At 38.8% G+C, this 23,050-nt stretch carries 19 protein-coding genes; 2 read left to right on the plus strand and 17 right to left on the minus strand.

The genetic code is table 11. The annotated features are described in order from the left end of the window. Positions 1 to 528 precede the first annotated feature (528 nt). The 5 genes from ACLV7Q_RS09585 to ACLV7Q_RS09605 form a co-directional block, all read right to left on the minus strand. Positions 529 to 1,392, minus strand: coding sequence for an XRE/MutR family transcriptional regulator (locus tag ACLV7Q_RS09585; protein WP_218757263.1), 864 nt, complete (start codon positions 1,390 to 1,392; stop codon positions 529 to 531). A gap of 103 nt (positions 1,393 to 1,495) precedes the next feature. Continuing rightward, the gene (gene tsaD, locus ACLV7Q_RS09590; protein ID WP_218757262.1) at positions 1,496 to 2,506 is read right to left on the minus strand and encodes a tRNA (adenosine(37)-N6)-threonylcarbamoyltransferase complex transferase subunit TsaD; all 1,011 of its coding nucleotides are present in this window, start codon (positions 2,504 to 2,506) and stop codon (positions 1,496 to 1,498) included. After that, positions 2,496 to 2,933 carry a ribosomal protein S18-alanine N-acetyltransferase gene (gene rimI / locus ACLV7Q_RS09595; RefSeq protein WP_218757261.1) on the minus strand — a complete coding sequence of 146 codons (438 nt, stop codon included), beginning with the start codon at positions 2,931 to 2,933 and terminating at the stop codon, positions 2,496 to 2,498. The genes tsaD and rimI overlap by 11 nt, the downstream gene beginning before the upstream one ends. Continuing rightward, positions 2,930 to 3,613: a tRNA (adenosine(37)-N6)-threonylcarbamoyltransferase complex dimerization subunit type 1 TsaB gene (gene tsaB, locus ACLV7Q_RS09600; RefSeq protein ID WP_000865697.1), complete on the minus strand. Its 684-nt coding sequence runs from the start codon at positions 3,611 to 3,613 to the stop codon at positions 2,930 to 2,932. The genes rimI and tsaB overlap by 4 nt, the downstream gene beginning before the upstream one ends. 568 nt (positions 3,614 to 4,181) lie before the next feature. Then, positions 4,182 to 4,367 (minus strand): hypothetical protein, encoded by a 186-nt coding sequence (locus ACLV7Q_RS09605; protein ID WP_218757260.1) that lies wholly within the window; start codon positions 4,365 to 4,367, stop codon positions 4,182 to 4,184. Positions 4,368 to 4,647: 280 nt separating this feature from the next. Here ACLV7Q_RS09605 and ACLV7Q_RS09610 point away from each other — a divergent pair, with 280 nt between their 5' ends. Further along, positions 4,648 to 4,881, plus strand: a complete 234-nt coding sequence (locus ACLV7Q_RS09610) for a DNA-dependent RNA polymerase subunit epsilon (protein WP_000639572.1) — start codon at positions 4,648 to 4,650, stop codon at positions 4,879 to 4,881. A gap of 1 nt (position 4,882) precedes the next feature. After that, positions 4,883 to 6,562, plus strand: a complete 1,680-nt coding sequence (gene rnjA, locus ACLV7Q_RS09615) for a ribonuclease J1 (protein WP_218757259.1) — start codon at positions 4,883 to 4,885, stop codon at positions 6,560 to 6,562. A 190-nt stretch (positions 6,563 to 6,752) separates the two neighbouring features. Here the strand turns inward: rnjA and mnmG are convergent, their stop codons facing one another. From mnmG to lanM, 12 genes are all read right to left on the minus strand, one after another. Next, complete coding sequence (gene mnmG, locus ACLV7Q_RS09620; protein WP_218757258.1) at positions 6,753 to 8,666, minus strand: tRNA uridine-5-carboxymethylaminomethyl(34) synthesis enzyme MnmG; 1,914 nt, start codon at positions 8,664 to 8,666, stop codon at positions 6,753 to 6,755. A 9-nt stretch (positions 8,667 to 8,675) separates the two neighbouring features. After that, complete coding sequence (locus ACLV7Q_RS09625; protein ID WP_218757257.1) at positions 8,676 to 9,131, minus strand: NUDIX hydrolase; 456 nt, start codon at positions 9,129 to 9,131, stop codon at positions 8,676 to 8,678. Positions 9,132 to 9,271: 140 nt separating this feature from the next. Beyond that, positions 9,272 to 10,393: a tRNA 2-thiouridine(34) synthase MnmA gene (gene mnmA / locus ACLV7Q_RS09630; RefSeq protein ID WP_218757256.1), complete on the minus strand. Its 1,122-nt coding sequence runs from the start codon at positions 10,391 to 10,393 to the stop codon at positions 9,272 to 9,274. 155 nt (positions 10,394 to 10,548) lie between these two features. Further along, positions 10,549 to 11,943 (minus strand): argininosuccinate lyase, encoded by a 1,395-nt coding sequence (argH, locus tag ACLV7Q_RS09635; RefSeq protein ID WP_218757255.1) that lies wholly within the window; start codon positions 11,941 to 11,943, stop codon positions 10,549 to 10,551. A gap of 28 nt (positions 11,944 to 11,971) precedes the next feature. Continuing rightward, the gene (locus ACLV7Q_RS09640) at positions 11,972 to 13,168 is read right to left on the minus strand and encodes an argininosuccinate synthase (protein WP_218757254.1); all 1,197 of its coding nucleotides are present in this window, start codon (positions 13,166 to 13,168) and stop codon (positions 11,972 to 11,974) included. A 16-nt stretch (positions 13,169 to 13,184) separates the two neighbouring features. After that, positions 13,185 to 13,991 carry an ABC transporter substrate-binding protein gene (locus ACLV7Q_RS09645; protein WP_001038474.1) on the minus strand — a complete coding sequence of 269 codons (807 nt, stop codon included), beginning with the start codon at positions 13,989 to 13,991 and terminating at the stop codon, positions 13,185 to 13,187. Positions 13,992 to 14,197: 206 nt separating this feature from the next. Beyond that, positions 14,198 to 14,839: an ABC transporter ATP-binding protein gene (locus ACLV7Q_RS09650; RefSeq protein ID WP_218757253.1), complete on the minus strand. Its 642-nt coding sequence runs from the start codon at positions 14,837 to 14,839 to the stop codon at positions 14,198 to 14,200. Further along, on the minus strand, positions 14,836 to 16,944 hold the full coding sequence (locus ACLV7Q_RS09655) for a bacteriocin-associated integral membrane family protein (RefSeq protein ID WP_218757252.1): 2,109 nt from the start codon (positions 16,942 to 16,944) through the stop codon (positions 14,836 to 14,838). Before ACLV7Q_RS09655 ends, ACLV7Q_RS09650 begins: the two co-directional genes overlap by 4 nt. A 285-nt stretch (positions 16,945 to 17,229) precedes the next feature. Beyond that, positions 17,230 to 17,817, minus strand: coding sequence for a hypothetical protein (locus ACLV7Q_RS09660; protein WP_218757251.1), 588 nt, complete (start codon positions 17,815 to 17,817; stop codon positions 17,230 to 17,232). A gap of 558 nt (positions 17,818 to 18,375) precedes the next feature. Next, positions 18,376 to 19,104 carry a hypothetical protein gene (locus ACLV7Q_RS09665; RefSeq protein ID WP_173218682.1) on the minus strand — a complete coding sequence of 243 codons (729 nt, stop codon included), beginning with the start codon at positions 19,102 to 19,104 and terminating at the stop codon, positions 18,376 to 18,378. A gap of 15 nt (positions 19,105 to 19,119) precedes the next feature. Next, positions 19,120 to 19,965 (minus strand): ABC transporter ATP-binding protein, encoded by an 846-nt coding sequence (locus ACLV7Q_RS09670; protein WP_218757250.1) that lies wholly within the window; start codon positions 19,963 to 19,965, stop codon positions 19,120 to 19,122. A 15-nt stretch (positions 19,966 to 19,980) separates the two neighbouring features. Further along, complete coding sequence (gene lanM, locus ACLV7Q_RS09675) at positions 19,981 to 22,719, minus strand: type 2 lanthipeptide synthetase LanM (RefSeq protein WP_218757249.1); 2,739 nt, start codon at positions 22,717 to 22,719, stop codon at positions 19,981 to 19,983. Between the last annotated feature and the right edge of the window lie 331 nt (positions 22,720 to 23,050).

Raw genomic sequence — 23,050 nt, forward strand, 5'->3', positions numbered from 1 at the left:
ACTTTTAAACATTATGAATATCATCATTCTTCACAATTATTAAGATTTAAGATTTTTTGTATAATATCCGTTGCATTTGCAGCAAAATATATATTAATTAGAATTTTTGTCGTATATGTTTATCTTGATTTCAATCCACTATATCTAATCCAAAGTTTATCTTTTCTATCCTATAGATTGCTATTATTTAACTAACGGCCACCTAAACGATGCCCTTGAAATGAATATGGTACAGCAGACATTGTTTCTCCTCCAATTATTTTTCTTTGTAAACCACTTATGCGACCTAGGATTTGCTTCAAGTACTTTACAAGAACACTATAACACGAAAATTGGCGTATTTGAGAAAATCGCATATTTGATATTTTTTCTTATAGAAATTTCTGATTTGCGATTTTAGTGGATTTGATTATTTCACTGGTATAATAAAGTTATTACTAACAAGGAGGGATATAATGATGAAGAAAAGAAAAATCCAACTGATACTCCTGCTTATTTCGGAGTGGGTTATCGTCTTCCCGTTTCTAATCAATCGATAAGTTCTTTGTATTGCTGAAAACGCAATTCGAAGAGGGCTGTTAATTGTGAATTTTCTAATACTTGCAGAGATTGGATAAAGTGTTCAATCTCTTTTTGATTGCTTCCTTTGGTTTGAAGAAAAATACTCATTTTCTTTAAAAATTGCCACGATACTTTCTCAAAAACATCGTACGGACGCAACATGCTCTCCAACTCGGCTTCGAAGATTGGGATGTAGGAGAAAAGTTTTCGCTCCATAAGTTCTGATAAGATATTTAAGAATCCTTGCTTCATATACAATCGATTGTGTACTAACTCTTTAAATTCCTTGGATTTTTCGAGTAAGGAGGTTGATAAAAAGATCAAATCTTGATTGCTTAAGAAGGGCATAGTATTGCAAAAAAGGTAGAGTTCAAACCAGGTCCAAGACTCAATAGCGTAGAGGTAGGTAGTCAAAAACTCGCTATCCTCCTCTGCTAGCGAATAGCTTTTATCTAAGGAATGGAGTGCGTTTTTAATTACAATAGCATTCAAACGACGATAGGTCTCCGCCATCTGTTCTTGCTTGACTTCCTCTAATAGTTTTTCTAAGCCTGCTATATCTTGATGAGCAAAGCGGTCCACAACCCTCCTACCAATCTTCATATGTGGAGATTCTTGATAGTTGTTGAGCTTATGACCAAACTCATCAAAATTCATATTGATTCCTTGAATAGCTAGGATTAGCTTGTCCGCAGATAGCATAGACTGCCCTAGTTCAAACTTGGACAGCTGAGAAGCTGTTAGTCCAGCACAAGCCACATCTGACTGCTTGAGCTTTCTAGCCAAGCGCAATTCCTTGTAAAATTCTCCCAATTCCATTCTCTCAATCATCTTACCACCTCCTAGCTTTTGCATATTATATCATTATTTTTATAGTTTTGTCAAAATATTCTGACACTTTGGTGATTGAAAAAGCCAGCCTTAAGCTGACTCTTTATTCTATAGTATCAAAAGCGAGGCTTGGTTTGGCATTGAGGTCCAAGCTTGCAAAGTTTTCTTTGTTCCACTCGCTAACACTGGCGTAAGCAATCATACCTGCATTGTCTCCGCAAAGACGCAGAGGTGGAATGATGACCTTAACATCTGTAACCTCGGCTGCTAGGCGTTCTCTGAGGCCTTTATTGGCTGCCACCCCACCTGCCACAACTAGAGTTTTAACAGGGTATTTCTCCAAAGCCTTCTTAGTTTTTGCCATAAGAATATCCAAGACAGCTGCTTGGAAGGAAGCACACAAATCCTCTGTGGACAAGCTTTCTCCCTTTTGCTCGGCATTGTGGTGAAGATTGATAAAGGCCGATTTCAAACCTGAGAATGAAAACTCCAGATTATCTTCCTTAATCATGGCACGAGGAAAATCATAAATATCCTGTCCCTGATGAGCTAGCTCGTCAATCTCACGACCGGCAGGATAGGTCAAGCCCATGACACGGCCGACCTTATCATAGGCCTCGCCAACCGCGTCATCTCGCGTTTCCCCAACAATCTTGTAATCTCCAGCCTCCGAAACATAAACCAACTCTGTGTGCCCACCGCTAACCAAGAGGGCTAGCAAGGGAAACTCCAAAGGCTCTACACTTTGGGCTGCCATGAGGTGGCCAGCCATGTGGTTAACGGGAATCAGCGGAAGTCTATGTGCCCAAGCAAAGGCCTTAGCAGCTGACAAACCAACTAGTAAGGCTCCGACCAAGCCCGGTCCATAGGTAACCGCAACAGCTGTCACGTCGTTTTCAGTAATTCCTGCTTCTGCTAGCGCCTCCTCGATACAGGCTGTAATGACCTCGACATGGTGACGACTGGCTACTTCAGGCACTACGCCCCCAAAACGTTTGTGACTCTCAATTTGACTAGCAATGACATTGGACAAGAGCTCATCGTCGTTTTTCAAGACGGCGACACTGGTCTCATCACAGGATGTCTCAAATGCTAAAATATATCTATCCTTCATCTATTTCTCTCTTCATGATGATGGCGTCCTCGACTGGGTCATGGTAGTAGACCTTTCGCTCAGCGATGACTGCCATCTTTTCTTTCTTGTAAAATGCTTGCGCTCGTTGGTTTGACTTTCTGACTTCGAGGAAAATCTCCTTGTCTATCGGCAATTGAGCAAACAAGGCTGACGCAATCCCCTGCCCCTGATAGGTTTGCTTGACAGCGATTTGCAGGACTTCTGCTTCAAAAAAATTCTCCTGCACAGCTAGAAAGCCAATCACTTCTGTTCCATCATAAGCTAGAGCATACCAAGTCTGGTCTTGGGACAGGTCTGCTTGGATTTGTTCCAACGTCCAAGGACTGACTGGGTAAACAGCTGCCATGACAGCGTAGATGTCTTGAGCCAAGTCAGGCTGTTGTTGGATTCGTTTGATTTCTATCATAGGCGTTTAATGTAAGACTCGCCAGACTCGGTATGGTTCTTGAGCCAGTTTTCCTCAGCCTCGACTCGTTTGAGGTAGTTCGGCACAAAATCATGCAAGGAGTCTGCTTCCTTGTCCCAAGCCAAAAGAGCAAGATTGGCTGCATTAGGCAAGGTTTCTTTGTAATTAGTCCTTGGCAAGTGTTCTTGAATTTGCTCCACAAAGGGGCCAACTTCTCCGACAAAGGTTACCTGACTAGCCCCCTTGATCAACTCAATCACTCGCTCAAAGGGCAGGTGTGCTTCTGGCATGACAGGTTTGGCATTTTCATAAAATCCTGCATAAACATTGTTGCGACGCGCATCCATCAAAGGAACGAACAAGCCTTCTTGTTGGTAGGGCACCAGAGCCAAGAGGCTAGACATACCAACTAACTCAATGTTCAGGGTATGAGCCAAAGTCTTAGCAGTGGCTACCGCGATTCGCAAGCCTGTGTAGCTACCTGGCCCCTCTGCCACCACGATTCGGTCCAAATCCTTGGGCGTCCAGTCCAAACTTGCCATCAAAAAATCGATGGCAGGCATGAGGGTAATACTGTGATTTTTCTTGATGTTAATAGTAGTCTCAGCAAGAACCTGCTTGTCCTCTAAAATAGCGAGAGAAAGAGCCTTGCTGGACGTATCAAAAGCTAATACTTTCATAACACATTCCTATCTTTTTGTCTGCTTACTATTATACTACAAAAGCTGGCACATGGGAATTTTCTTTGCCCCCAAACAAAAATGCCTATACTTAGCCCAAAAACAATTCGCAAATAAAATTCAAAAAAATGCTCACTTTTTCTTTTACTTTACGAATATAAAAGTGAACAAGAAAATTGAAAGGATCTCCGTAAAAAGTTTGGTAAGTCATGCTAGATAAGAAACACATTTTTAGAAGGATAAATTTTATTGTCTTCATCTCTTACAGTTTGCTCAGCATTCTCAATGATTTAAATATTACTACTATCCCTTTACCATTCGATTTATCTGTTTGTATTGTTTTATTTCTATGCGTAAACTCTATTTTTGAACAGAAGAATCGTTAACATAAAACTAATAAGCTCTGAAAATTCCATTGTCATATCATTTTAGAAAAATGCAAAGACCACCTCATCTTGATAGATGGGGTGGAATTTTCCTGTCGTAAATCTACTATCTCTACATCCCCAAACAAAAAGCCCCAGCATAAGCAGGGCATCTAGGCATTTAATCCAAAGTAAAATACAAATCAAACGACATAGGTTACAAGGAGGAGAAAAAGCGAGTAGAGAGTCACAAAACTAATCTTCCACAAGAACTTGGTTTGTCGTCGTTCCAGTTTGGCAAATAGAAGATTCCCCGCATAAACGCAAGCAACAAAAACAATAAAAGCTACCAAGCGAGCTCCGATAGCAAAAGCAAATAAGTTATACATAGGGCAACCTCCTTGACTTAAAAACTATATGGAATTATGACAAGCAATAAATTTCACTTCCATTATCAACATAACACATTTTCTTTGTTTTTGCAAGCGCTTACCAAAGAAATCGTCCCCTGACTTTCTCGTTTCCGTCTTTTACTAATTTTTCATTTTGTGGTATAATTGAAATAATTGTAACGAATCAAGGTCAATCTAGACACAAAATGGAATGAAATCAAGCAAATCTATGCTAAAAGTTTGGAATAAGCTGACCTGTAAAATAGAAAGGAACTATATGATTTACAAAGTTTTTTATCAAGAAACAAAAGAACGTAGCCCACGACGTGAAACAACACGCGCACTATACCTAGACATCGATGCCAGCTCAGAACTTGAGGGCCGTATCGCTGCTCGCCAACTTGTCGAAGAAAATCGCCCAGAGTACAATATCGAATATATCGAACTCTTGTCTGACAAATTGCTAGATTACGAAAAAGAAACTGGCGCCTTCGAAATTACGGAGTTCTAATATGGCCTATACTCTTAAACCTGAAGAAGTCGGCGTTTTTGCCATCGGTGGTCTGGGAGAAATCGGGAAAAACACTTACGGAATTGAATACCAAGACGAGATTGTCATCGTCGATGCTGGGATTAAATTCCCAGAAGATGACTTGCTGGGTATCGACTATGTCATTCCTGACTACTCTTACATCGTAGACAATATCGACCGCGTCAAGGCTGTCTTAATCACACACGGACACGAGGACCACATCGGTGGGATTCCATTCCTACTCAAGCAAGCAAATGTCCCTATCTACGCTGGGCCGCTTGCCTTGGCTTTGATCCGTGGGAAACTCGAAGAACACGGCCTCTTGCGCAACGCCAAACTTTACGAAATCAACCACAATACTGAGTTGACCTTTAAAAATCTCAAGGCAACTTTCTTTAGAACGACTCACTCTATTCCAGAGCCTTTGGGGATTGTCATTCATACTCCTCAAGGGAAAATTGTCTGTACGGGTGACTTCAAGTTTGACTTAACACCAGTTGGTGAACCAGCAGATTTGCACCGTATGGCAGCTCTTGGTGAAGACGGTGTACTCTGTCTCCTGTCTGACTCGACAAATGCAGAAATTCCAACCTTTACCAACTCTGAAAAAGTCGTTGGCCAGTCCATCATGAAGATTATCCAAGGCATAGAGGGACGTATCATCTTTGCATCCTTTGCCTCAAATATCTTCCGTCTCCAGCAAGCAACAGAAGCTGCTGTTAAGACTGGACGCAAGATTGCTGTCTTTGGTCGTTCTATGGAAAAGGCCATTGTCAACGGAATTGAGCTTGGCTACATCAAAGCTCCTAAGGGAACCTTTATCGAGCCAAATGAAATCAAAGACTACCCTGCAGGCGAGATTCTTATCCTCTGTACAGGTAGTCAGGGCGAGCCTATGGCAGCCCTCTCTCGTATCGCCAACGGAACCCACCGTCAGGTGCAACTCCAACCAGGCGATACGGTTATCTTCTCTTCTAGTCCAATCCCTGGAAATACGACTAGCGTCAACAAGCTGATCAACATCATTTCTGAAGCTGGTGTCGAAGTTATCCACGGTAAGGTTAACAATATCCATACATCTGGACACGGTGGCCAGCAAGAGCAAAAACTCATGCTCCGCTTGATTAAGCCAAAATACTTCATGCCTGTTCACGGTGAATACCGCATGCAAAAAGTCCACGCTGGACTAGCGGTAGATACTGGTGTTGAGAAGGACAATATCTTTATCATGAGCAATGGTGATGTGCTTGCCCTCACTGCTGACTCAGCTCGTATAGCAGGTCATTTCAACGCCCAAGACATCTATGTCGATGGAAATCGTATCGGTGAAATTGGTGCAGCTGTTCTTAAAGATCGTCGTGATCTATCTGAAGACGGTGTCGTTCTAGCAGTCGCAACTGTTGACTTCAAATCGCAGATGATTCTATCTGGTCCAGACATCCTCAGCCGAGGCTTTGTCTACATGAGAGAGTCTGGCGACCTGATTCGCCAAAGCCAGCGTATCCTCTTCAATGCGATTCGTATCGCACTGAAAAACAAGGACGCTAGCGTGCAATCAGTCAATGGTGCCATTGTCAACGCTATTCGCCCCTTCCTCTATGAAAATACCGAACGTGAACCGATTATCATCCCGATGATTCTCACACCAGATGAAGAATAATACTCTTCGAAAATCTCTTCAAACCACGTCAGCTTCGCCTTGCCGTATATATGTTACTGACTTCGTCAGTTCTATCTACAACCTCAAAGCAGTGCTTTGAGCAACCTACGGCTAGCTTCCTAGTTTGCTCTTTGATTTTCATTGAGTACAAGTCAACAAAACAGCCCCGATTTTTCGGAGCTGTTTTTCTCTATGCTTTCTTTTCTTGATTTTTAGAAATACTACGATTTTTACCTTCAAGATACACCATCAAAATAGAAATATCTGCTGGGTTTACTCCCGAAATACGGCTGGCTTGGCCGATGGTTTCTGGATTGATGAGTTTGAACTTCTGACGGGCTTCCGTCGCAATAGAATCAATATCATCCCAATCAATATTGGCTGGAATGCGTTTTTCTTCCATGCGTTTCATCTTGGCAACCTGGTCCATGGCTTTGGAAATATAGCCTTCGTACTTGATTTCTGTTTCAATCAATTCGATAATCTTGTCATCCAAGTCCTCTGCAGCTGGTCCGATGAAAGCCACCACATCTTGATAAGACACTTCTGGACGGCGAAGAAATTCTTTAGCTGTCACTGCATCGGTCAACGGCTTGAAGCCCATCTCCTCAACCTTAGCATTGGTTTCTTTGACTGGCTTAAGTTTGATGCTATCTAGTCGCTTCATCTCATTGTCAAATTGATTTTTCTTAATTTCAAAACGAGCCCAGCGTTCATCATCCACAAGGCCAATCTCGCGTCCCATCTCGGTCAAACGCATATCAGCATTGTCATGACGGAGGATGAGGCGGTATTCAGCTCGACTGGTCAAGAGACGGTAGGGTTCAATGGTTCCCTTGGTCACCAAGTCATCAATCATCACCCCGATATAACCATCACTCCGCTTCAAAATCAATTCAGGCTTGCCTTGGATTTTCAGAGCCGCATTGATCCCAGCGATAATCCCTTGGCCTGCTGCCTCTTCGTAACCTGACGTTCCATTTGTCTGACCAGCAGTGAAAAGTCCTGAGATTTTCTTGGTTTCCAAAGTCGCACGCAACTGGTGTGGCAAGACCATGTCATACTCAATGGCATAACCTGTCCGCATCATTTCAGCATTTTCCAAACCTTTGATAGAATGAACCAGCTCACGTTGGACATCCTCAGGCAGACTGGTTGAAAGACCTTGGACATAGACTTCCTCTGTATTGCGCCCTTCTGGCTCAAGGAAGAGTTGGTGGCGTTCCTTGTCTGCAAAGCGCACAATCTTGTCCTCAATCGATGGACAGTAACGAGGCCCCACTCCCTTGACCACACCTGTAAACATAGGCGCACGGTGGAGGTTGTTTTGGATAATCTCATGACTGGTACCATTGGTATAGGTCAACCAGCATGGCACTTGGTCCTTGACATAATCCTCATCACGTGAAGTGTATGAGAAGTGATTAGGCGCTTCGTCTCCTGGCTGAATCTCTGTCACATCGTAGTTGATAGAAGAAGCCTTGACACGTGGAGGTGTACCCGTCTTGAAACGACCAATTTCGAGTCCCAATTCCTTGAGATTATCAGCAAGGTTAATAGAAGCCAAGCTGTGGTTAGGACCTGATGAGTACTTGAGGTCTCCGATAATTATTTCCCCACGCAGAGCAGTCCCTGTGGTCACGATAACAGCCTTGGCAGCATACTCTTGATGGGTTGCTGTACGAACACCAACAACCTTGTCATCTTCCACCAAAATCTCATCAATCATGGTCTGACGAAGGGTCAGATTTTCTTGATTTTCGACTGTCTTGCGCATTTCCTTAGAGTAAAGCTCCTTGTCAGCCTGCGCACGAAGGGCACGAACGGCAGGACCCTTCCCTGTGTTAAGCATCTTCATCTGGATGTAAGTCTTGTCAATGGTCTTAGCCATTTCACCACCGAGGGCATCGACTTCACGCACAACAATTCCCTTGGCAGAACCACCGATAGAGGGATTACAAGGCATGAAAGCCAGCATTTCAATGTTGATAGTCGCAAGCAAGACCTTACAGCCCATACGGCTAGCTGCTAGGGATGCTTCTACCCCAGCGTGTCCCGCACCAATTACAATAATATCGTATTCTTCAGTAAAATGATAAGTCATGTTTCTCTCCTATTTCTCAAGATGAATGTGTCTTAGTTGGCCGTCCCAAGTTGGTAGGGCTGTTTTCAAAAAGGCTGGAACTAGCTGGATATTCTGGAGCTGATCCAAATCAATCCACTCACAGGGCTGACTTTTCTCATCTTCCTGCATGGCCAATGGGGCGTCATCAAGCAAATCCACCAGATAATGAAACTCGATATTGTGATAGGAAACACCGTCCTGTTCAAAACGATTTTCAACCACAAAAGCTAGCTGCCCAGCTTGAGCTTTGACACCCAGTTCTTCCCTCACTTCACGGACTACCGCGTCTTCCGTGCTTTCATTGACTTGAATCGCACCGCCGATAGTGTAATACTTGCCCTCATCTTTGGTGACTAGAAGCTTGCGATTTTGGACAATCAAGGCTGTCGCCCGAACACCAAAAACCGTATTTCCTGTTTTTGTCCGAAAGTCTTGTTGAATCATCTTTTTTCCTTTCCTCTAAACGACACAAAAACAGTCAAAACTCCAAAGAAGTGCAGGACAAAAAGCCTGCAACATCCATGAGCTTTGACCATCATTTCTATTGCTTTTATTATTGTAGCAAATTGAGAAAATTTGTCAATCTAAATGTACTGACAAACTTGTCCATCTCGATAAGCATTGTCAATCAAGCCACCACCTAGACACTCTTCGCCATCGTAAAAGACAACTGCCTGTCCTGGTGTAATCGCGCGTTGCGGTTCTGCAAAGACGACCTCTGCCTTGTCTCCTTTGACATGGACGGTCACCTTAGAATCAGGCTGACGGTAGCGGAATTTAGCCGTACATTCTAGCGTAAATTCCTCGGGCATGTCACGAGTAAAGTGGACTTGACTAGCCTCTAGGCTAGTTGACATGAGTGAATCATGGTAGAATCCTTGGCCGACATAGAGGATATTCTTGCTTAGGTCTTTTCCGACAACGAACCAAGGTGCATTGTCACCGCCGTGTTGCCCACCGATACCGAGACCACCACGCTGACCAATCGTATAGTACATAAGACCTGCATGCTCGCCCATATCGCGACCATCCACAGTCATCATGCGACCAGGCTGAGCTGGTAGGTAGTTGCTGAGGAAATTTTTAAAATTCTTTTCTCCGATAAAGCAAATCCCTGTCGAGTCTTTCTTCTTAGCAGTCGCAAGACCTGCTTCTTCTGCTAGTCTGCGAACTTCAGGCTTTTCCAAATGCCCCAGTGGGAACATGGTTTTTTGAAGTTGTTCTTGCGAAAGCTGGCTGAGGAAATAGGTCTGATCTTTGCCATTGTCCACACCACGAAGCATGTGAACAGTGCCATCCTCATCACGCGCCACTCGAGCATAGTGCCCAGTCGCTACATAGTCTGCCCCCAAGGTCATGGCATAGTCCAAAAAGGCCTTGAACTTGATTTCCTTATTGCACATAACGTCCGGATTTGGCGTGCGCCCTGCACGGTATTCCGCTAGAAAATACTCAAAAACGCGGTCCCAGTACTCTTTTTCAAAATTGACAGAGTAGTAGGGAATGCCAATCTGGTCTGCCACCGCAACCACATCCTTGTAATCTTCGGTCGCCGTACAAACGCCGTTTTCATCTGTGTCATCCCAGTTCTTCATGAAGATACCGATCACATCGTAGCCCTGCTCCTTGAGCAAAAGAGCCGTCACCGACGAATCAACACCACCACTCATCCCCACGACAACACGTGTTTTAGAGTTATCACTCATGGTAAGTCTCCCATCTATTCGTTTATTCACGATTGAAGGTCGTGTGTGCTTCACGATTGAAGGTCGCTTGAGCAGTATTCATTATAACATGCTTGGTTAGAGAAGACAAGAAAGAGGCTGATAATCTACCATCCTCTTATTCTGAACCTATCAATCTAGCACTTTTTAGCTTCATTCGCTTTCTTAGCGACTTCAATTTGGTATTTCACTTGGTCAAACCCTGTACCTCCCAAGGAATTTCGTCTTTGAACAGCAGTTTTAGGTTGCAAGTAAACATAGATATCCTCGGCAATGAGGGAATGATAGGTTTGTAATTCCTCCAAAGTCCAATCTTGAATATTTTTAGCAGACTTGATAGAGTCTAACACTAATCTTCCCACAACCTCATGAGCTTCTCTAAATGGCAAGCCTTTTCCTGCCAAATAATCTGCCAACTCAGTCGCATTTGAAAAGTCCTTCTCTGTCGACTCTTGCATTTTTTCCTTGTTTACCTGCAAGCTAGATAACATACCGGCCAACACATCCAAAGAATTTAAAATCGTTTCGACCGTATCAAACATCCCTTCCTTATCCTCTTGCAAATCCTTATTATAAGCTAAGGGCAAGGACTTCATGACTGTCAATAGTCCAAACAGATTCCCATAAACTCGACCAGTCTTTCCTCGAATCAACTCAGCCATATCTGGATTTTTCTTTTGGGGCATAATAGAGGAACCTGTTGTAAACGTATCTGACAAGGTAATGAATTGGTACTCAAAGCTACACCAATTGATCATTTCTTCGCAAAAACGGCTCATGTGCATCATGAGTATGCTGGCATTGGATAGAAATTCTAAGATAAAATCGCGGTCACTAACAGCATCCAAAGAATTTGTATAAGGTTGCTTAAACTCTAACAAATCGCTAGACAATTGGCGATCAATGGGGAAAGTCGTTCCTGCCAAAGCTGCCGCACCTAGAGGGCATAGGTCTGTATGCTGCTGATTAAATTCAAAACGTTCACTGTCTCTCTGAAACATATTGTAATAAGCCATCAGGTGATGGGCAAAACTAATAGGCTGGGCATGTTGCAGATGGGTATAGCCCGGCATGATCGTCTCCACATGATTTTCCGCCAAGTCTAATAAAACACCCTTGAGATGAGCCAGTTTATCTAGGACATGGCCTAGTTGCTCCTTGAGATACAAGTGCATATCTGTCGCAACTTGGTCATTTCGAGAACGAGCTGTATGTAACTTCCCTGCAAGGGGACCAATTTTTTCTGTCAGAAACACTTCCATATTCATATGAATATCTTCGTTTGCGATATCAAAGTCAAGTTGACCTGCCTCTAGCTCTTCTAAAAGCTCTTTCAAGCCTGCTTGAATCTTTTCTGACTCATTCAAACTCAAAATACCCGTCTGACCCAACATCTGAACGTGGGCTAAAGAACCAATCAAGTCAAATTTAGCTAATTTCTGGTCAAAAGATATACTCGCACCAAAGCGCTCTACCCAGTCTTCGACAGTACCTTCAAAGCGACCACCCCATAATTTTGTATTCTTAGCCATATCACATCCACCTCTCTAGTCAATCGCCCTATTTGGCGCTTTTTTGAACCTCAGAATGAACCTTAGTTGGAAGTCCCCACAACTTAATAAAGCCAACAGCCGCATCTTGGTCAAAGGTATCTGCACTAGTATACGTCGCCAAATTTTCATCGTAAAGTGAATTTGGTGATTTCCGAGCCACGACCTGAGCGCTCCCCTTATACAGTTTGACTTTTGCAGTCCCATTGACAACTTTTTGAGTCTCTTTAATATAAGAAATCAAGGCTTGTGTAGCCGGACTAAACCACAAAGCATTATAAATGAGATTTGATAATTCATTTTCTATGATTGGTTTAAAATGAGCCACTTCTCTCACAAGCGTCAAGTCCTCAATTTCCTTATGAGCTGTCAGCAGAGTCACTGCACCTGGACACTCATAGATTTCTCTTGATTTAATCCCAACCAAGCGATTTTCCACGTGATCAATCCGTCCGACCCCATGTTTCCCAGCTATTTCATTGAGTTTTTGAATCAAATCTGCCAATTTTAACCCTTCTCCATTGAGGGAAACTGGAACACCTTCACTAAACTCAATCTCAATGTATTCTGGCATATCTGGAGCTTGCTCTGGAGAAGTTGTGATGCCAAAGGCTTCTTCTGGAGCCTGATTCCATGGATTTTCCAAAATACCACACTCATTGGCACGTCCCCAAAGATTTTGGTCGACAGAGTAGGGATTGTCAAGGTCAGCAGGAACAGGTACCCCATTTTCCTTGGCATAATGAATTTCTTCCTCCCGAGACCATTTCCATTCACGAACTGGCGCAATCACTTTTAAATTGGGATCCAAGGCTGCAATCGATACTTCAAAACGTACTTGGTCATTCCCCTTACCTGTACAACCATGAGCAATTGTAGTCGCTCCTGTCTGATGCGCGATTTCAACCAATTTTTTAGAAATCAGAGGGCGGCTCAAGGCAGATACCAAGGGATACTTTTGTTCATAGTAGGCATGTGACTGAAGAGCCACTAGCACATAATCTGTAGCAAATTCGTCCTTAACATCAATGACATAAGATTCGACTGCCCCAACCTTGAGAGCCTTATCATGGATGAAATCTAAGTCTTTCCCCTCACCCACATCCATACAAACTGCAACAACATCATAGTCTTTCTTTAACCAGGTAATAGCAACTGATGTGTCTAAACCGCCAGAATAGGCCAAAATTACTTTTTCTTTACTCATATTCTTTTCCTTCTTTCTATTTTTCAATGGACGCTTTAAAGGCATCCTCAATGAGTTTGTCTAATTCTCCAGACTCCTTCAACTTTTGAATGGTTTTATCGACTGCTTCTTTCAATTCCTTACTATCTTTTTTCATAGCGACCGCGTAGGAATCATCTTGCTCTTTTTCAAAATTGAGGTCTGCGATTGCTAAATCAGGATTATTTTCCACAAATCCCTTGGCAACTGGTTCTTCAAAGATAACGGCATCCACTTGTCCTGATTTTAAATCTGTAATTAAATTCCCATTTTTAGGCAGAGATACGAGGGATGAATTTTGTAGCAAATCTTTCGCCATCGTTTCTTGAATCGAACCTTTCTGCGCTCCAACCTTTTTCTGCGCCAAGTCGTTGACAGACTGATAAGTGGCCAAGTCAGATTTTTTGACAATGAGCTTATTTTTTGCAGTATAGTAGGGAGTTGAAAAATCGAACACTTTGCTCCGTTCATCTGTCTTAGAAACACCAGATATGGCAAGATCGGCTTTTCCTGATTGAACACTAGCCAATACATTGTCAAAACTCATAGGAGATAGTTCCAATTCGACACCTAGTTCTGTTGCGATAGCCTTGGCTAATTCGATATCTGAACCCACAATCTGATTTTTCCCATCAACCACTTTTTGGTATTCAAATGGAGCAAAATCTGGATTAAGGGCTACAACCAATTTTCCTTTGGACTTGATGGCTTCAATTCCAGCCGATTGATTGTTACTACAAGCAAATAGTAGGGGGAGCATCACTAAACCAAACATCGTCATCAACACCTTCTTCATCTTATTCATAACAAAGCCTCCTTTATGTTTATTCCTTTTGTTTGTATAAATAATACACCTATCTTCATCCTTTGTCAAGCCTAAATTGTAATTTTTTTCAATTTAAAACAGAAAAACCTAGGAAAATTACATAAAAATGTCATTCCTAGGCGTATTTATGCTATTTCTCTCTGAAAAACATGAGTATTCAGTCAGTCAAATGAAGCTGAATGAACTCATTTTCCCTCGCCCAATTCAATAATCCGATGACATTGTTGGGCTACATAAGCATCGTGGGTCACGATAATGACTGTTTTCCCCTCGCGATTCATCTCTAAGAGAAACTTCAAGACCAAATCTCTATTTTCAGGATCCAGAGAACCTGTTGGTTCATCGGCTAAAATCAGCTGGCTGGGTTTTAAGATGGCTCTAGCAACTGCAATTCGTTGTTGTTCGCCACCAGACAACTCGGAGACCTTTTGGTGCAAAGTAGCTGACAAACCTACTCTCTCTAAAATCTCTTCCACCTTTTTGAGCTTGTCTTTCTTAGGCAATTTCACATATTTCAGCGCCAGCATGAGATTGTACTCGACCGTCTCATCATCAATCAGGGCAAAATTTTGAAACAGATAAGAGATATGTTCACGGATTATTGTTTGCGACTTAGCAGAATTGACCGCTAGATTTGTCTGACCAAAAATCTCATACCGTCCGCTATAATCACCATCTATCAAACCTAATAAATTTAACAAGGTCGACTTACCACTACCACTTTTTCCAACAATGGCTACCAAATCCCCCTGATCAATCCTGAGAGACAAGTGATCCAAAATCACTTTTCCCCCAATGGTTTTGGTAATATTTTCCAACTCAATCATAAGATGCCCCCTTTCAATAACTCTACTAGACTTCTTTTCTCCATCCTAGAAGCCAAGGCTAGCACAAATAGTATATCCAGACATGTAAAGCCTGCAAACAGCAGAAGCGGCAAGAGCGCATGGGCAAAGAAAATCAAGACTAGAAGAGGCAGACTATAGCCCAGCAAGAGCAGAACGAGGAGAGGACGGTAGCGATCGACCAGTTTCCACCCCATAAACTTCTTGGTAATGATATCCCTGCGCTTCAACAAGAAAGTAGTAACGAGTAAAAAGTAGGAGACAATCATACTGAGAAGAGCAAATAAGGCAAAAAGAACGTTAAAATTACGAACAGAATCCCGATAGGTATCAACTATCCCCTCTTGAATTGCTTGAATCGATGAAAATTTTAAATAATTTCCATCTGACAATTTCTCAACTAACTCTGTAATCTCTTTTTGATGTTGAACCGTATTTTCAATTTTAATCGGATTATTTAAGCCAGTTGTTGACAGGGAGGCTTTCTCATCCCACATCATATCAGAATCATTGACCAAGCTAATAATTGGATTGGAGAGATTTTCCTTTCGCTTATCACTATATGGGAAAAATGACCAATCTCCTTCATAATAGGCAATCTCGACATCCATCTCCTCTATCGTTCGTTTTTGCTGCTCTTCATACTTCATCGAATGAAAGGCAATTAACTTCCCCAAGAGCTGATTTTTATCTTCTTCACCTTTCGTACTTGCTGGCATCAAAAGAACTTTTTTAATACCGGTATCTGGTAGCTTGAATCCCTTGCTCTTTAGAAAATTGCGATTGGCATAGTAAACATCCACCGTATCTGTTAACTGATATTGCTGAATCTGTTCTGATTGGACAAAATTTTTTACAGGAAGACTGCTACTCTGCACATAGCCCGCCTGCGTTTTTTCTACCAAATCCTGATAAAATCGATAGAAATAATCTGTAGATTTCCCTGACCCTGCTAGCTCTTCTTGCCACAGATTATCATTGAGTTTGAAGGTTTCTAAGGTCAGGTAATTTCCTTGGCTTACCCACTGTTGCTGATAAGCAAGTTCTTTGTTTTCTTGTTCTAGACTTCTGCCCACCCCAATCAGTAAGGCTGTCAGTAAAATAGTTGTCCCTATTTTCATCACATAATTGAAGATAAGACCAAGTTTGACAGATGAAAAACCCTTCAACATGGAGCTGACTGTCATTTTCTGAATCATCAGGTAGGTCAGCCAACTGATGAACAAATACAACTGTAAAAGCAGAAATTGGGATAAGAGTAAACTTGGGAACAAAAGTTTTGGTCTGTAGTCCAGCACTAAAAATAGTCCCAAGTCAATGACAAGACTTCCACCCAAGAGAAGATAAAAATTAGTCTTTACAAAACCAGCTAAAATCGCCCTGCTTTGGAAACCAAGTAACTTTTGAACCCCCACTCGTTTCATCTCCATCATCGGCTGATAAACTGTCATTAAAATCACAAGTAAGATTGCCAAGATAAAGATAATGATAGATAGTAACAACTCTTGATTTAGCACTCCAACCTGACTTCGGTAAGTGGGTTCTAATAAAATCGTCTTATCTATCTGGAAAAAATCACTCCACTTTTGTAGAATGGTATCGCGATCTATCTCTTTGCTGGAGGTAATCATGTAGCGCCCATTTACAGTATGGGATTTATCCTCAATATAAGATTGGAAGGTCTGGAGTCGAATGAGTTTCACCTTTAAAAAGGTGGGAATGGTTCCTAGATTATTGGGAAGATCCTGGTTGCTGTAGACCCCCTTCTCATTCTTTGAAAAATCAAGAGAAGTCAGACCGAACTCCTGATAGGGGAAGGTTTCCTTATTAAAAACACCAGCCTTGACGGCTTCATCGCCATTATCTACTTTGATAATAGAGACCTTGTCTTGATTTGCAACCTCTTCAAAAAATTGGAGAATCGTTTCTGTCGGTTTAGTGACATCTTTCAAGTACAAGTCAAATGAATAGGTTGTCTTGCCCATCTCCTGAATCCGCACTATTTCACGTGTAACATTTACATTCAGGACAAAAAATGTAGTACACAGCAAGAGCAGGAGCATACAAAGATGACTGATTTTTTTCATAGAGATACCTCCCGTGAAGAGACGAAAGCGAGATAGGTGCAGGTACTTTTTATTTTTTACTAAATTTTAAGTAGGTGTAAATAAATCCTGCACTTATAGCCAGAGTTATCCACCATTTAAAATCAATATGCAAAAGTGAAAAGATTACAAAACTGATGAACAGCGAGGCTAAAATATAAACAATGATTAAAATTTTATTTTTCATAGGAATTGCCTTTCTGAATGGATTCTAGTGTTTACAGCTCATTTGTAAAGTTTACAATAAGCCACTAGGGCAATTGTCTCTCAGAATGTCCTTTTATCTGTCAATAATCCGAGAAAATCTTGTCGTTTCAAGTCGGAGAAATGTTTGGTAGAAAGACTTCCTTTTTGAAGTCCATCATCTCTAACCTGCAAATAATAGCTATGTTGGCTTGTTTTAATTGTCAAAAAATCGCCAAATACAAAAACTTTTTTCCAGTTACGAATCTCAAATTCTTTTATCTCTGATTTTGGAATGCGGATAAGTCCTTGTCGCAAATCACGATGATGCTCACTTGTGAAAGTCATCCCATTTCCAAGATTTCTTATCAGTAGTTCATCTGGAGTCACCATCACCAGCGCTATTTTAGTTAAGAAAATTTCAACTGTTGGTGGTAAAATCGCTAGATTAAACCAAGGGTGTAAGTAGCGATAAGCTAAGAAATAGTGAGGTTCCTCACCCAATCCTAATTGTTTATACAAGTTCTTGACTTCACTATCTAACCTCGCTTCAAAAGACACATCCGAATGCTCTTCTTCCTTCCTCTGATTAAAATAACGCATCCAGACTAGGAAACCGATAAAGGCTAGGACAAATATTCCTGATAAGAGATATTTTAAATTGTAGTTCATCACTTAACCTCCTGATTAACTTTTCCGCCTAAAACAGAGGCCTATTTATTTTGAAAATAGTTCCATAACAACTTTAAATAAGACGGGTGTCATTAAAATGAGGATGATTCCTATTACAAATATCATGACTACTCTAAAAAGCTCCTTATTTTTAAACATTTTTCCACCCCTTTTCTAGTTACATCATAATTCTTTGCTGAATACAAAGTTAAGGGCGCTGTAGTTGTTAACGCTTACACAATCCCTACTTTACCTATATTATAAATCAACATATATAACCTGTCAAGCAATTAAAGAAAAATATTAAATATTTTCAAGTAGTTTCAGTCTTGAATACAATCAAGTTGAAAGGAATACCGTGTGGTTTTTGAATTTTTGAAGTTTCATAGGTCAGTTTGTTGGATAATGTTATAAGAAAATTCATGCTCATCAATAGAAGGCTTAATTCCCCTACAATTACCTGTTTACCTCTGTTATACATTTTAATTTTCTTTAGTCAGCGCAACATCTTTTTATTTTTTGCTGGATTTTAAGTCTGCAAAATAATACTAAACGAAACTAAAATGAATACTCCTTGCTTTTCTTGAGAGTGAAAAAATACAATAAAATGATTGTAGTGATTACCACAAGATACTGACTAATAGACATCGTATTTGAAGCAACAAATACAGGTAAGGAATAAAAAGGAAGAAGTTCAATCGCTTTGATAAACAAATCATTACTAGTATTCATCATAATCGTATTTAATATATTAGGGACAAAGAGTAGTAAAGCTACTAAAATACCAAATACCAAGCCACTTTTCAATTTATATAAATAGAAAATGTAAGATAATAGAAAATAAAATAGGACTAACAAAATTGTATTGACTACAATGGCTACAATAAAATCTAATCCTAAATCACCTGGAACACCCAATTTACTTACGATGACTAGTAACACAATACCATTCAAAGCATAGATAATGGAAACTGAGATGGCATATAGAAAATTGGACAAGACGTAAATCATCCGATTTTTCTGTTGATTATAAAATAAACTGATCGTATTGTGGGAAAAATCCCTGCTAATAATTCGGTTAGCATGTATAACAGCCATTAACATACCGAGCATAGCATAAAAATTTGAAATATGCTTAATACCAAGTGATGTCCCTTGAGTCTTTAGAATAAAGAATGTAACCAGTATAGGCGGTATAAACGAGATAACCAATCCTAGATATATTACGCCTGATGAATATAAATCTCTTATATTTTCCTTAAGAAAATTCAATTTATTTAATTTCATGATTATAACCTTCCTTTATTTTGAACGATTTAGATAAATATCTTTAAGCGTCTCTTTTTTAGTTTCAAAATCAACTACTTTAATAGAGTTTTCGTTAAAAAATTTAAAAAGCTCACTACTTTGAATATTCCCAGACATAGTAATTCTCAATCCCTCTTCCTGAACAATATCCCCAAATTCTTGTTTGGTAATGAAAATGTCTCTATCTGTAGCTGATGAAAAAGCTATCTCAAACAAGCAATTATGACTATCTTTTCCTACTTTTTGAAATGTCAAAAGCCCGTTCTCCAAGAAAAGAACCCTCTCACAAATTTCTTCAATATCTTCTAATTTATGACTCGATATTAAAATTCCCACATTTTCATGTAAAGCTAAGTTTTTTAGAACTGCTAAAACTATTTGTGATGATTCAATATCTAAACCATTAGTCGGTTCATCTAAAATCAATATATCAGGTTCCGTAACGAGAGTTAAAAGCAAAGCTAATTTTTGTTTTGTACCCAAAGAATAGGTCTTTACTTTTTTATTAATAGACTGAGTCAAATCTAACTCTTGAATCAAACTCCCAAATCTTTCTTGATTGTAGTTAACACCATATAAATTTGACAAATATTTTAAATTCTCTAAACCTGTTTTAGATAAAAATAATTTTGGTTCTTCGATTAAATAGCCAACATTATCACTACTTATAATATTCCCTGAAGTCGGCTGATTATTCTGAACAAGAATTTTCATCAATGTACTCTTACCAACTCCGTTTCTCCCTACTAGACCAACAATTTCACCCTTATTAAGTGCGAAATTTATATCTTTGAGAATGGTTGAATGACCATAATTTTTACTTACATTTATAACTTCCATTTTTTAATTCCTCCATTAATATTCTTTAGAATTAAATAACTTATCCTGATATGATTTAGAGCTAAGGTTTAAAGGAATATAAGATTTCTCTCCTTGGTTATACTGACTTAACAAAATAGCAGTATCAATGATACCCGACCATCCTAAGAAATACCCCAATAAGTAATCTCTAGACCGTTCTCCAGTGTAATAACCGTTATCTCTAGCAAAAGCAAAGGCTTTTCTCCAAAAACTATTTGCTAAATTTAAATATCTGGAATCTTCAGTTACAGCATATACAAATAATAGAGATTGCACCATTCCTGCTATTCCGTGACAAACAGAAAAATCAATTTCATCATTTTCTTCTATAACAAAGCTCTTCGCAATTTCAAACAAATCAATTTTTTTATTCAATATAGTACTCATCTCAGCTAAAACCATGAGTAAACCTGCACTACCATTACACCAGCCCTTCCCATACTCAGATGAGTAATTCATCATGTCTAAAACGCTATGAAATATTGAATTACACTGCTCTAAATTTTTCGTTTTATTATTCAATCTAAATTCCGCCCATTTAATCCCCAGTTCCCCATGCGCTATTCCAAATTTTTTGAATTGTCTATTTGTACAATCCAGAAATTTTAATTGATTCTTTATCAAATTTAAATTAGAGTTTAAAAATGTTGATAAAACATGATATACACCAATCTGGTCAGAAAATAAATCGTTAGCATAAGATGATGATGTGTTTGTAAGTAATCTTTTTTCTATTTCTAGAATTTGTTTTTCTTTATAATTTTTTAAAAAGCTTAAAGAATTTATACCAGATATAATAGAACAGTTATTCGCCATTTTATATTGATACAGTATATCTTGAAATTCTTCAAAACCATTAATTATTTTTTCAGCATATTTTTCTCCGCTCTCTAAATGTTCAAAGACAAAAAATATTCCAGCTGAATCGAAAAATGATACCTGAACAACAGAATTATAAGATATCGGAGAGTTTCCATAAACACCAGTTATCCAACCTATTTTTTTAAAGCATTCACTTTCGATAGAATTTTCTATTAAAAATTCCACCATATAATCAATATTCAATGATTCTAAAGAATTGAGTACTTTTTCAAATAAATTAGAGTTTTTCTCCACATTTTTTAGATTATTCCTAAATTTACGTTCAACAGATCTCACATATGAATATCCTTCAGCTATAAATCTTTTATCTATAGCCAATTGTTTTTCTGATGCTTTATCTAATCTACTAAGTAAATTTTCTTTTGGAGAACACTCAAAACATTTTAATTTAAATCCCGAATTACTCTGTAAATAGTTAGAGTTATAATCTATATAAAAGTAAGGAATATCGCCAATCATTAGCATATTATTTTCTTCTGAAATTATTTTTACAGCACCCAAATCAGATGTAATCATCCTAGGAGATTTCATATAATTTAATACTTTATTTTTAAGTACTTCTAAACTAATTAAATTTTCTGGGAATAAACATGCGTCAATTAACAAATAATATTGTGTTGTTGGTCTTAGTACAACCCGCAATTTACATTTCCCATCAGATACAACTTTTCTAATTAAATTCTTAGCTTGAAGAACTTGATGGTACCCTTTTTCATATCCATCAAGAAAGTCTGCTTGACATTCTAAAGTACGAATATCGCTAGCGTTATCAAATAAAAAAGAGGTAGAATGTTTTGTTGACTTAATTTTCTCTTTTACGATGTCCACTCCATCAGATCCAAAATTCTTAATCCTAAAAGACATTTCATTCGTTTCTTGAGGATAAACTGTATTAATACCACCTATTAAAATATCGTGAGGAAATACATTTAACCTTGAAGGAACGATTGAGGTAGTTACTATGGAGTTTTGTAACATCTCATTTTCTACGTCTATTAGATTCCTGATTTCTCTTTTATTTGCAGGTTGAAAGGCAGTCTCTAAATCTATGAAATATGGACGATTATTGTTAAATATAATATTTTCATCATGCAAATCTACTGCTCCTAAACAACTAAAAATAGCAGAACAATAACCCAAGTTAAAATAACTTTTATTAAAATCAGATTCTTTGGCATGACTCTTTACAATATACTCTTGCCAACCATAACTTTTACAATCAATAATATTTGGGACAGGAATAAAATTAAATTTATTTTTAAAATCTAATGCTACTGTAAAGATAGTTCTAACAAGTTTATCAACTGAAAGAGATCTGGGTTTATATATGACTTTCTGTGATTTTTCATTGACAAAACACAAAACTATCTTTCCACCATTATGGGGATCTGAATCCATAGGATATATTTTTACTATGCTTATTTTTTCACCAAATAAAGTTGAGCATAACAACTCATAATCATCATAATAGTGCTTATTAACTGTAAGTATATAATCTGATAGATTTCTTATTGTATTATCTATCAGATTATGAAAAACAGGATAATTGTGAAACCATTCAAAAATACTCTCCTCGTTAAATTGGGAAACATAGGTATTAAAAGCAATAGATGAATTTTTATCTATTGGGTAATTATTTTTTTCCCTAAATTTATGAAATTCATATACAAAGACCTTGTAACTCAACTGCCATAAATTTTTATCAAGTAATTGATAAAAACACTCTTTTAATTGATTTTTTATTATAGGGATATTATCATTTTTCCTAGAAATTTCTTCTAAATTAATATCAAATTGTTTCAACTCCTTTTCAAAAACTTTTTTAAAATACTTGGTTACACACACTTCCATAACAGTCCTCCTAATAAAACATATTTCAACAATCTTAAATAGCCGGAGAAATAAATACAATTGATTTACAAAAACTTCTAAAAACTCCACTTTAAAATCTAAAAATATTAATCATCATTATTTTCTGTTTTTAAATTTTAGGAAATCAATATTATACCGAAGCTCCCATGTCATGATTGAACACTTAAAAATTTATTGATAGTAAAACATGAAAATACAACAATCTTACTTATTAGCCATGTTCGATAACTATTTGAAGCAAGATTAACTGGTTAGAAATTAAATTTTTAACGTCCCAACTAACCATTAGTTTTTAGTTTTCACGTTTTTA

This window comes from Streptococcus mitis (assembly GCF_965111725.1).
GTDB classification, from domain to species: Bacteria; Bacillota; Bacilli; order Lactobacillales; family Streptococcaceae; genus Streptococcus; species Streptococcus mitis_DV.

Bases quoted from the DNA above. Each gene is read 5' to 3' on its own strand.
- ACLV7Q_RS09585 (WP_218757263.1), bottom strand. From the start codon at position 1,392: ATGATTGAGAGAATGGAATTGGGAGAATTTTACAAGGAATTGCGCTTG.
- tsaD (WP_218757262.1), bottom strand. From the start codon at position 2,506: ATGAAGGATAGATATATTTTAGCATTTGAGACATCCTGTGATGAGACC.
- rimI (WP_218757261.1), bottom strand. From the start codon at position 2,933: ATGATAGAAATCAAACGAATCCAACAACAGCCTGACTTGGCTCAAGAC.
- tsaB (WP_000865697.1), bottom strand. From the start codon at position 3,613: ATGAAAGTATTAGCTTTTGATACGTCCAGCAAGGCTCTTTCTCTCGCT.
- ACLV7Q_RS09605 (WP_218757260.1), bottom strand. From the start codon at position 4,367: ATGTATAACTTATTTGCTTTTGCTATCGGAGCTCGCTTGGTAGCTTTT.
- ACLV7Q_RS09610 (WP_000639572.1), top strand. From the start codon at position 4,648: ATGATTTACAAAGTTTTTTATCAAGAAACAAAAGAACGTAGCCCACGA.
- rnjA (WP_218757259.1), top strand. From the start codon at position 4,883: ATGGCCTATACTCTTAAACCTGAAGAAGTCGGCGTTTTTGCCATCGGT.
- mnmG (WP_218757258.1), bottom strand. From the start codon at position 8,666: ATGACTTATCATTTTACTGAAGAATACGATATTATTGTAATTGGTGCG.
- ACLV7Q_RS09625 (WP_218757257.1), bottom strand. From the start codon at position 9,131: ATGATTCAACAAGACTTTCGGACAAAAACAGGAAATACGGTTTTTGGT.
- mnmA (WP_218757256.1), bottom strand. From the start codon at position 10,393: ATGAGTGATAACTCTAAAACACGTGTTGTCGTGGGGATGAGTGGTGGT.
- argH (WP_218757255.1), bottom strand. From the start codon at position 11,943: ATGGCTAAGAATACAAAATTATGGGGTGGTCGCTTTGAAGGTACTGTC.
- ACLV7Q_RS09640 (WP_218757254.1), bottom strand. From the start codon at position 13,168: ATGAGTAAAGAAAAAGTAATTTTGGCCTATTCTGGCGGTTTAGACACA.
- ACLV7Q_RS09645 (WP_001038474.1), bottom strand. From the start codon at position 13,991: ATGAATAAGATGAAGAAGGTGTTGATGACGATGTTTGGTTTAGTGATG.
- ACLV7Q_RS09650 (WP_218757253.1), bottom strand. From the start codon at position 14,839: ATGATTGAGTTGGAAAATATTACCAAAACCATTGGGGGAAAAGTGATT.
- ACLV7Q_RS09655 (WP_218757252.1), bottom strand. From the start codon at position 16,944: ATGAAAAAAATCAGTCATCTTTGTATGCTCCTGCTCTTGCTGTGTACT.
- ACLV7Q_RS09660 (WP_218757251.1), bottom strand. From the start codon at position 17,817: ATGAACTACAATTTAAAATATCTCTTATCAGGAATATTTGTCCTAGCC.
- ACLV7Q_RS09665 (WP_173218682.1), bottom strand. From the start codon at position 19,104: ATGAAATTAAATAAATTGAATTTTCTTAAGGAAAATATAAGAGATTTA.
- ACLV7Q_RS09670 (WP_218757250.1), bottom strand. From the start codon at position 19,965: ATGGAAGTTATAAATGTAAGTAAAAATTATGGTCATTCAACCATTCTC.
- lanM (WP_218757249.1), bottom strand. From the start codon at position 22,719: ATGGAAGTGTGTGTAACCAAGTATTTTAAAAAAGTTTTTGAAAAGGAG.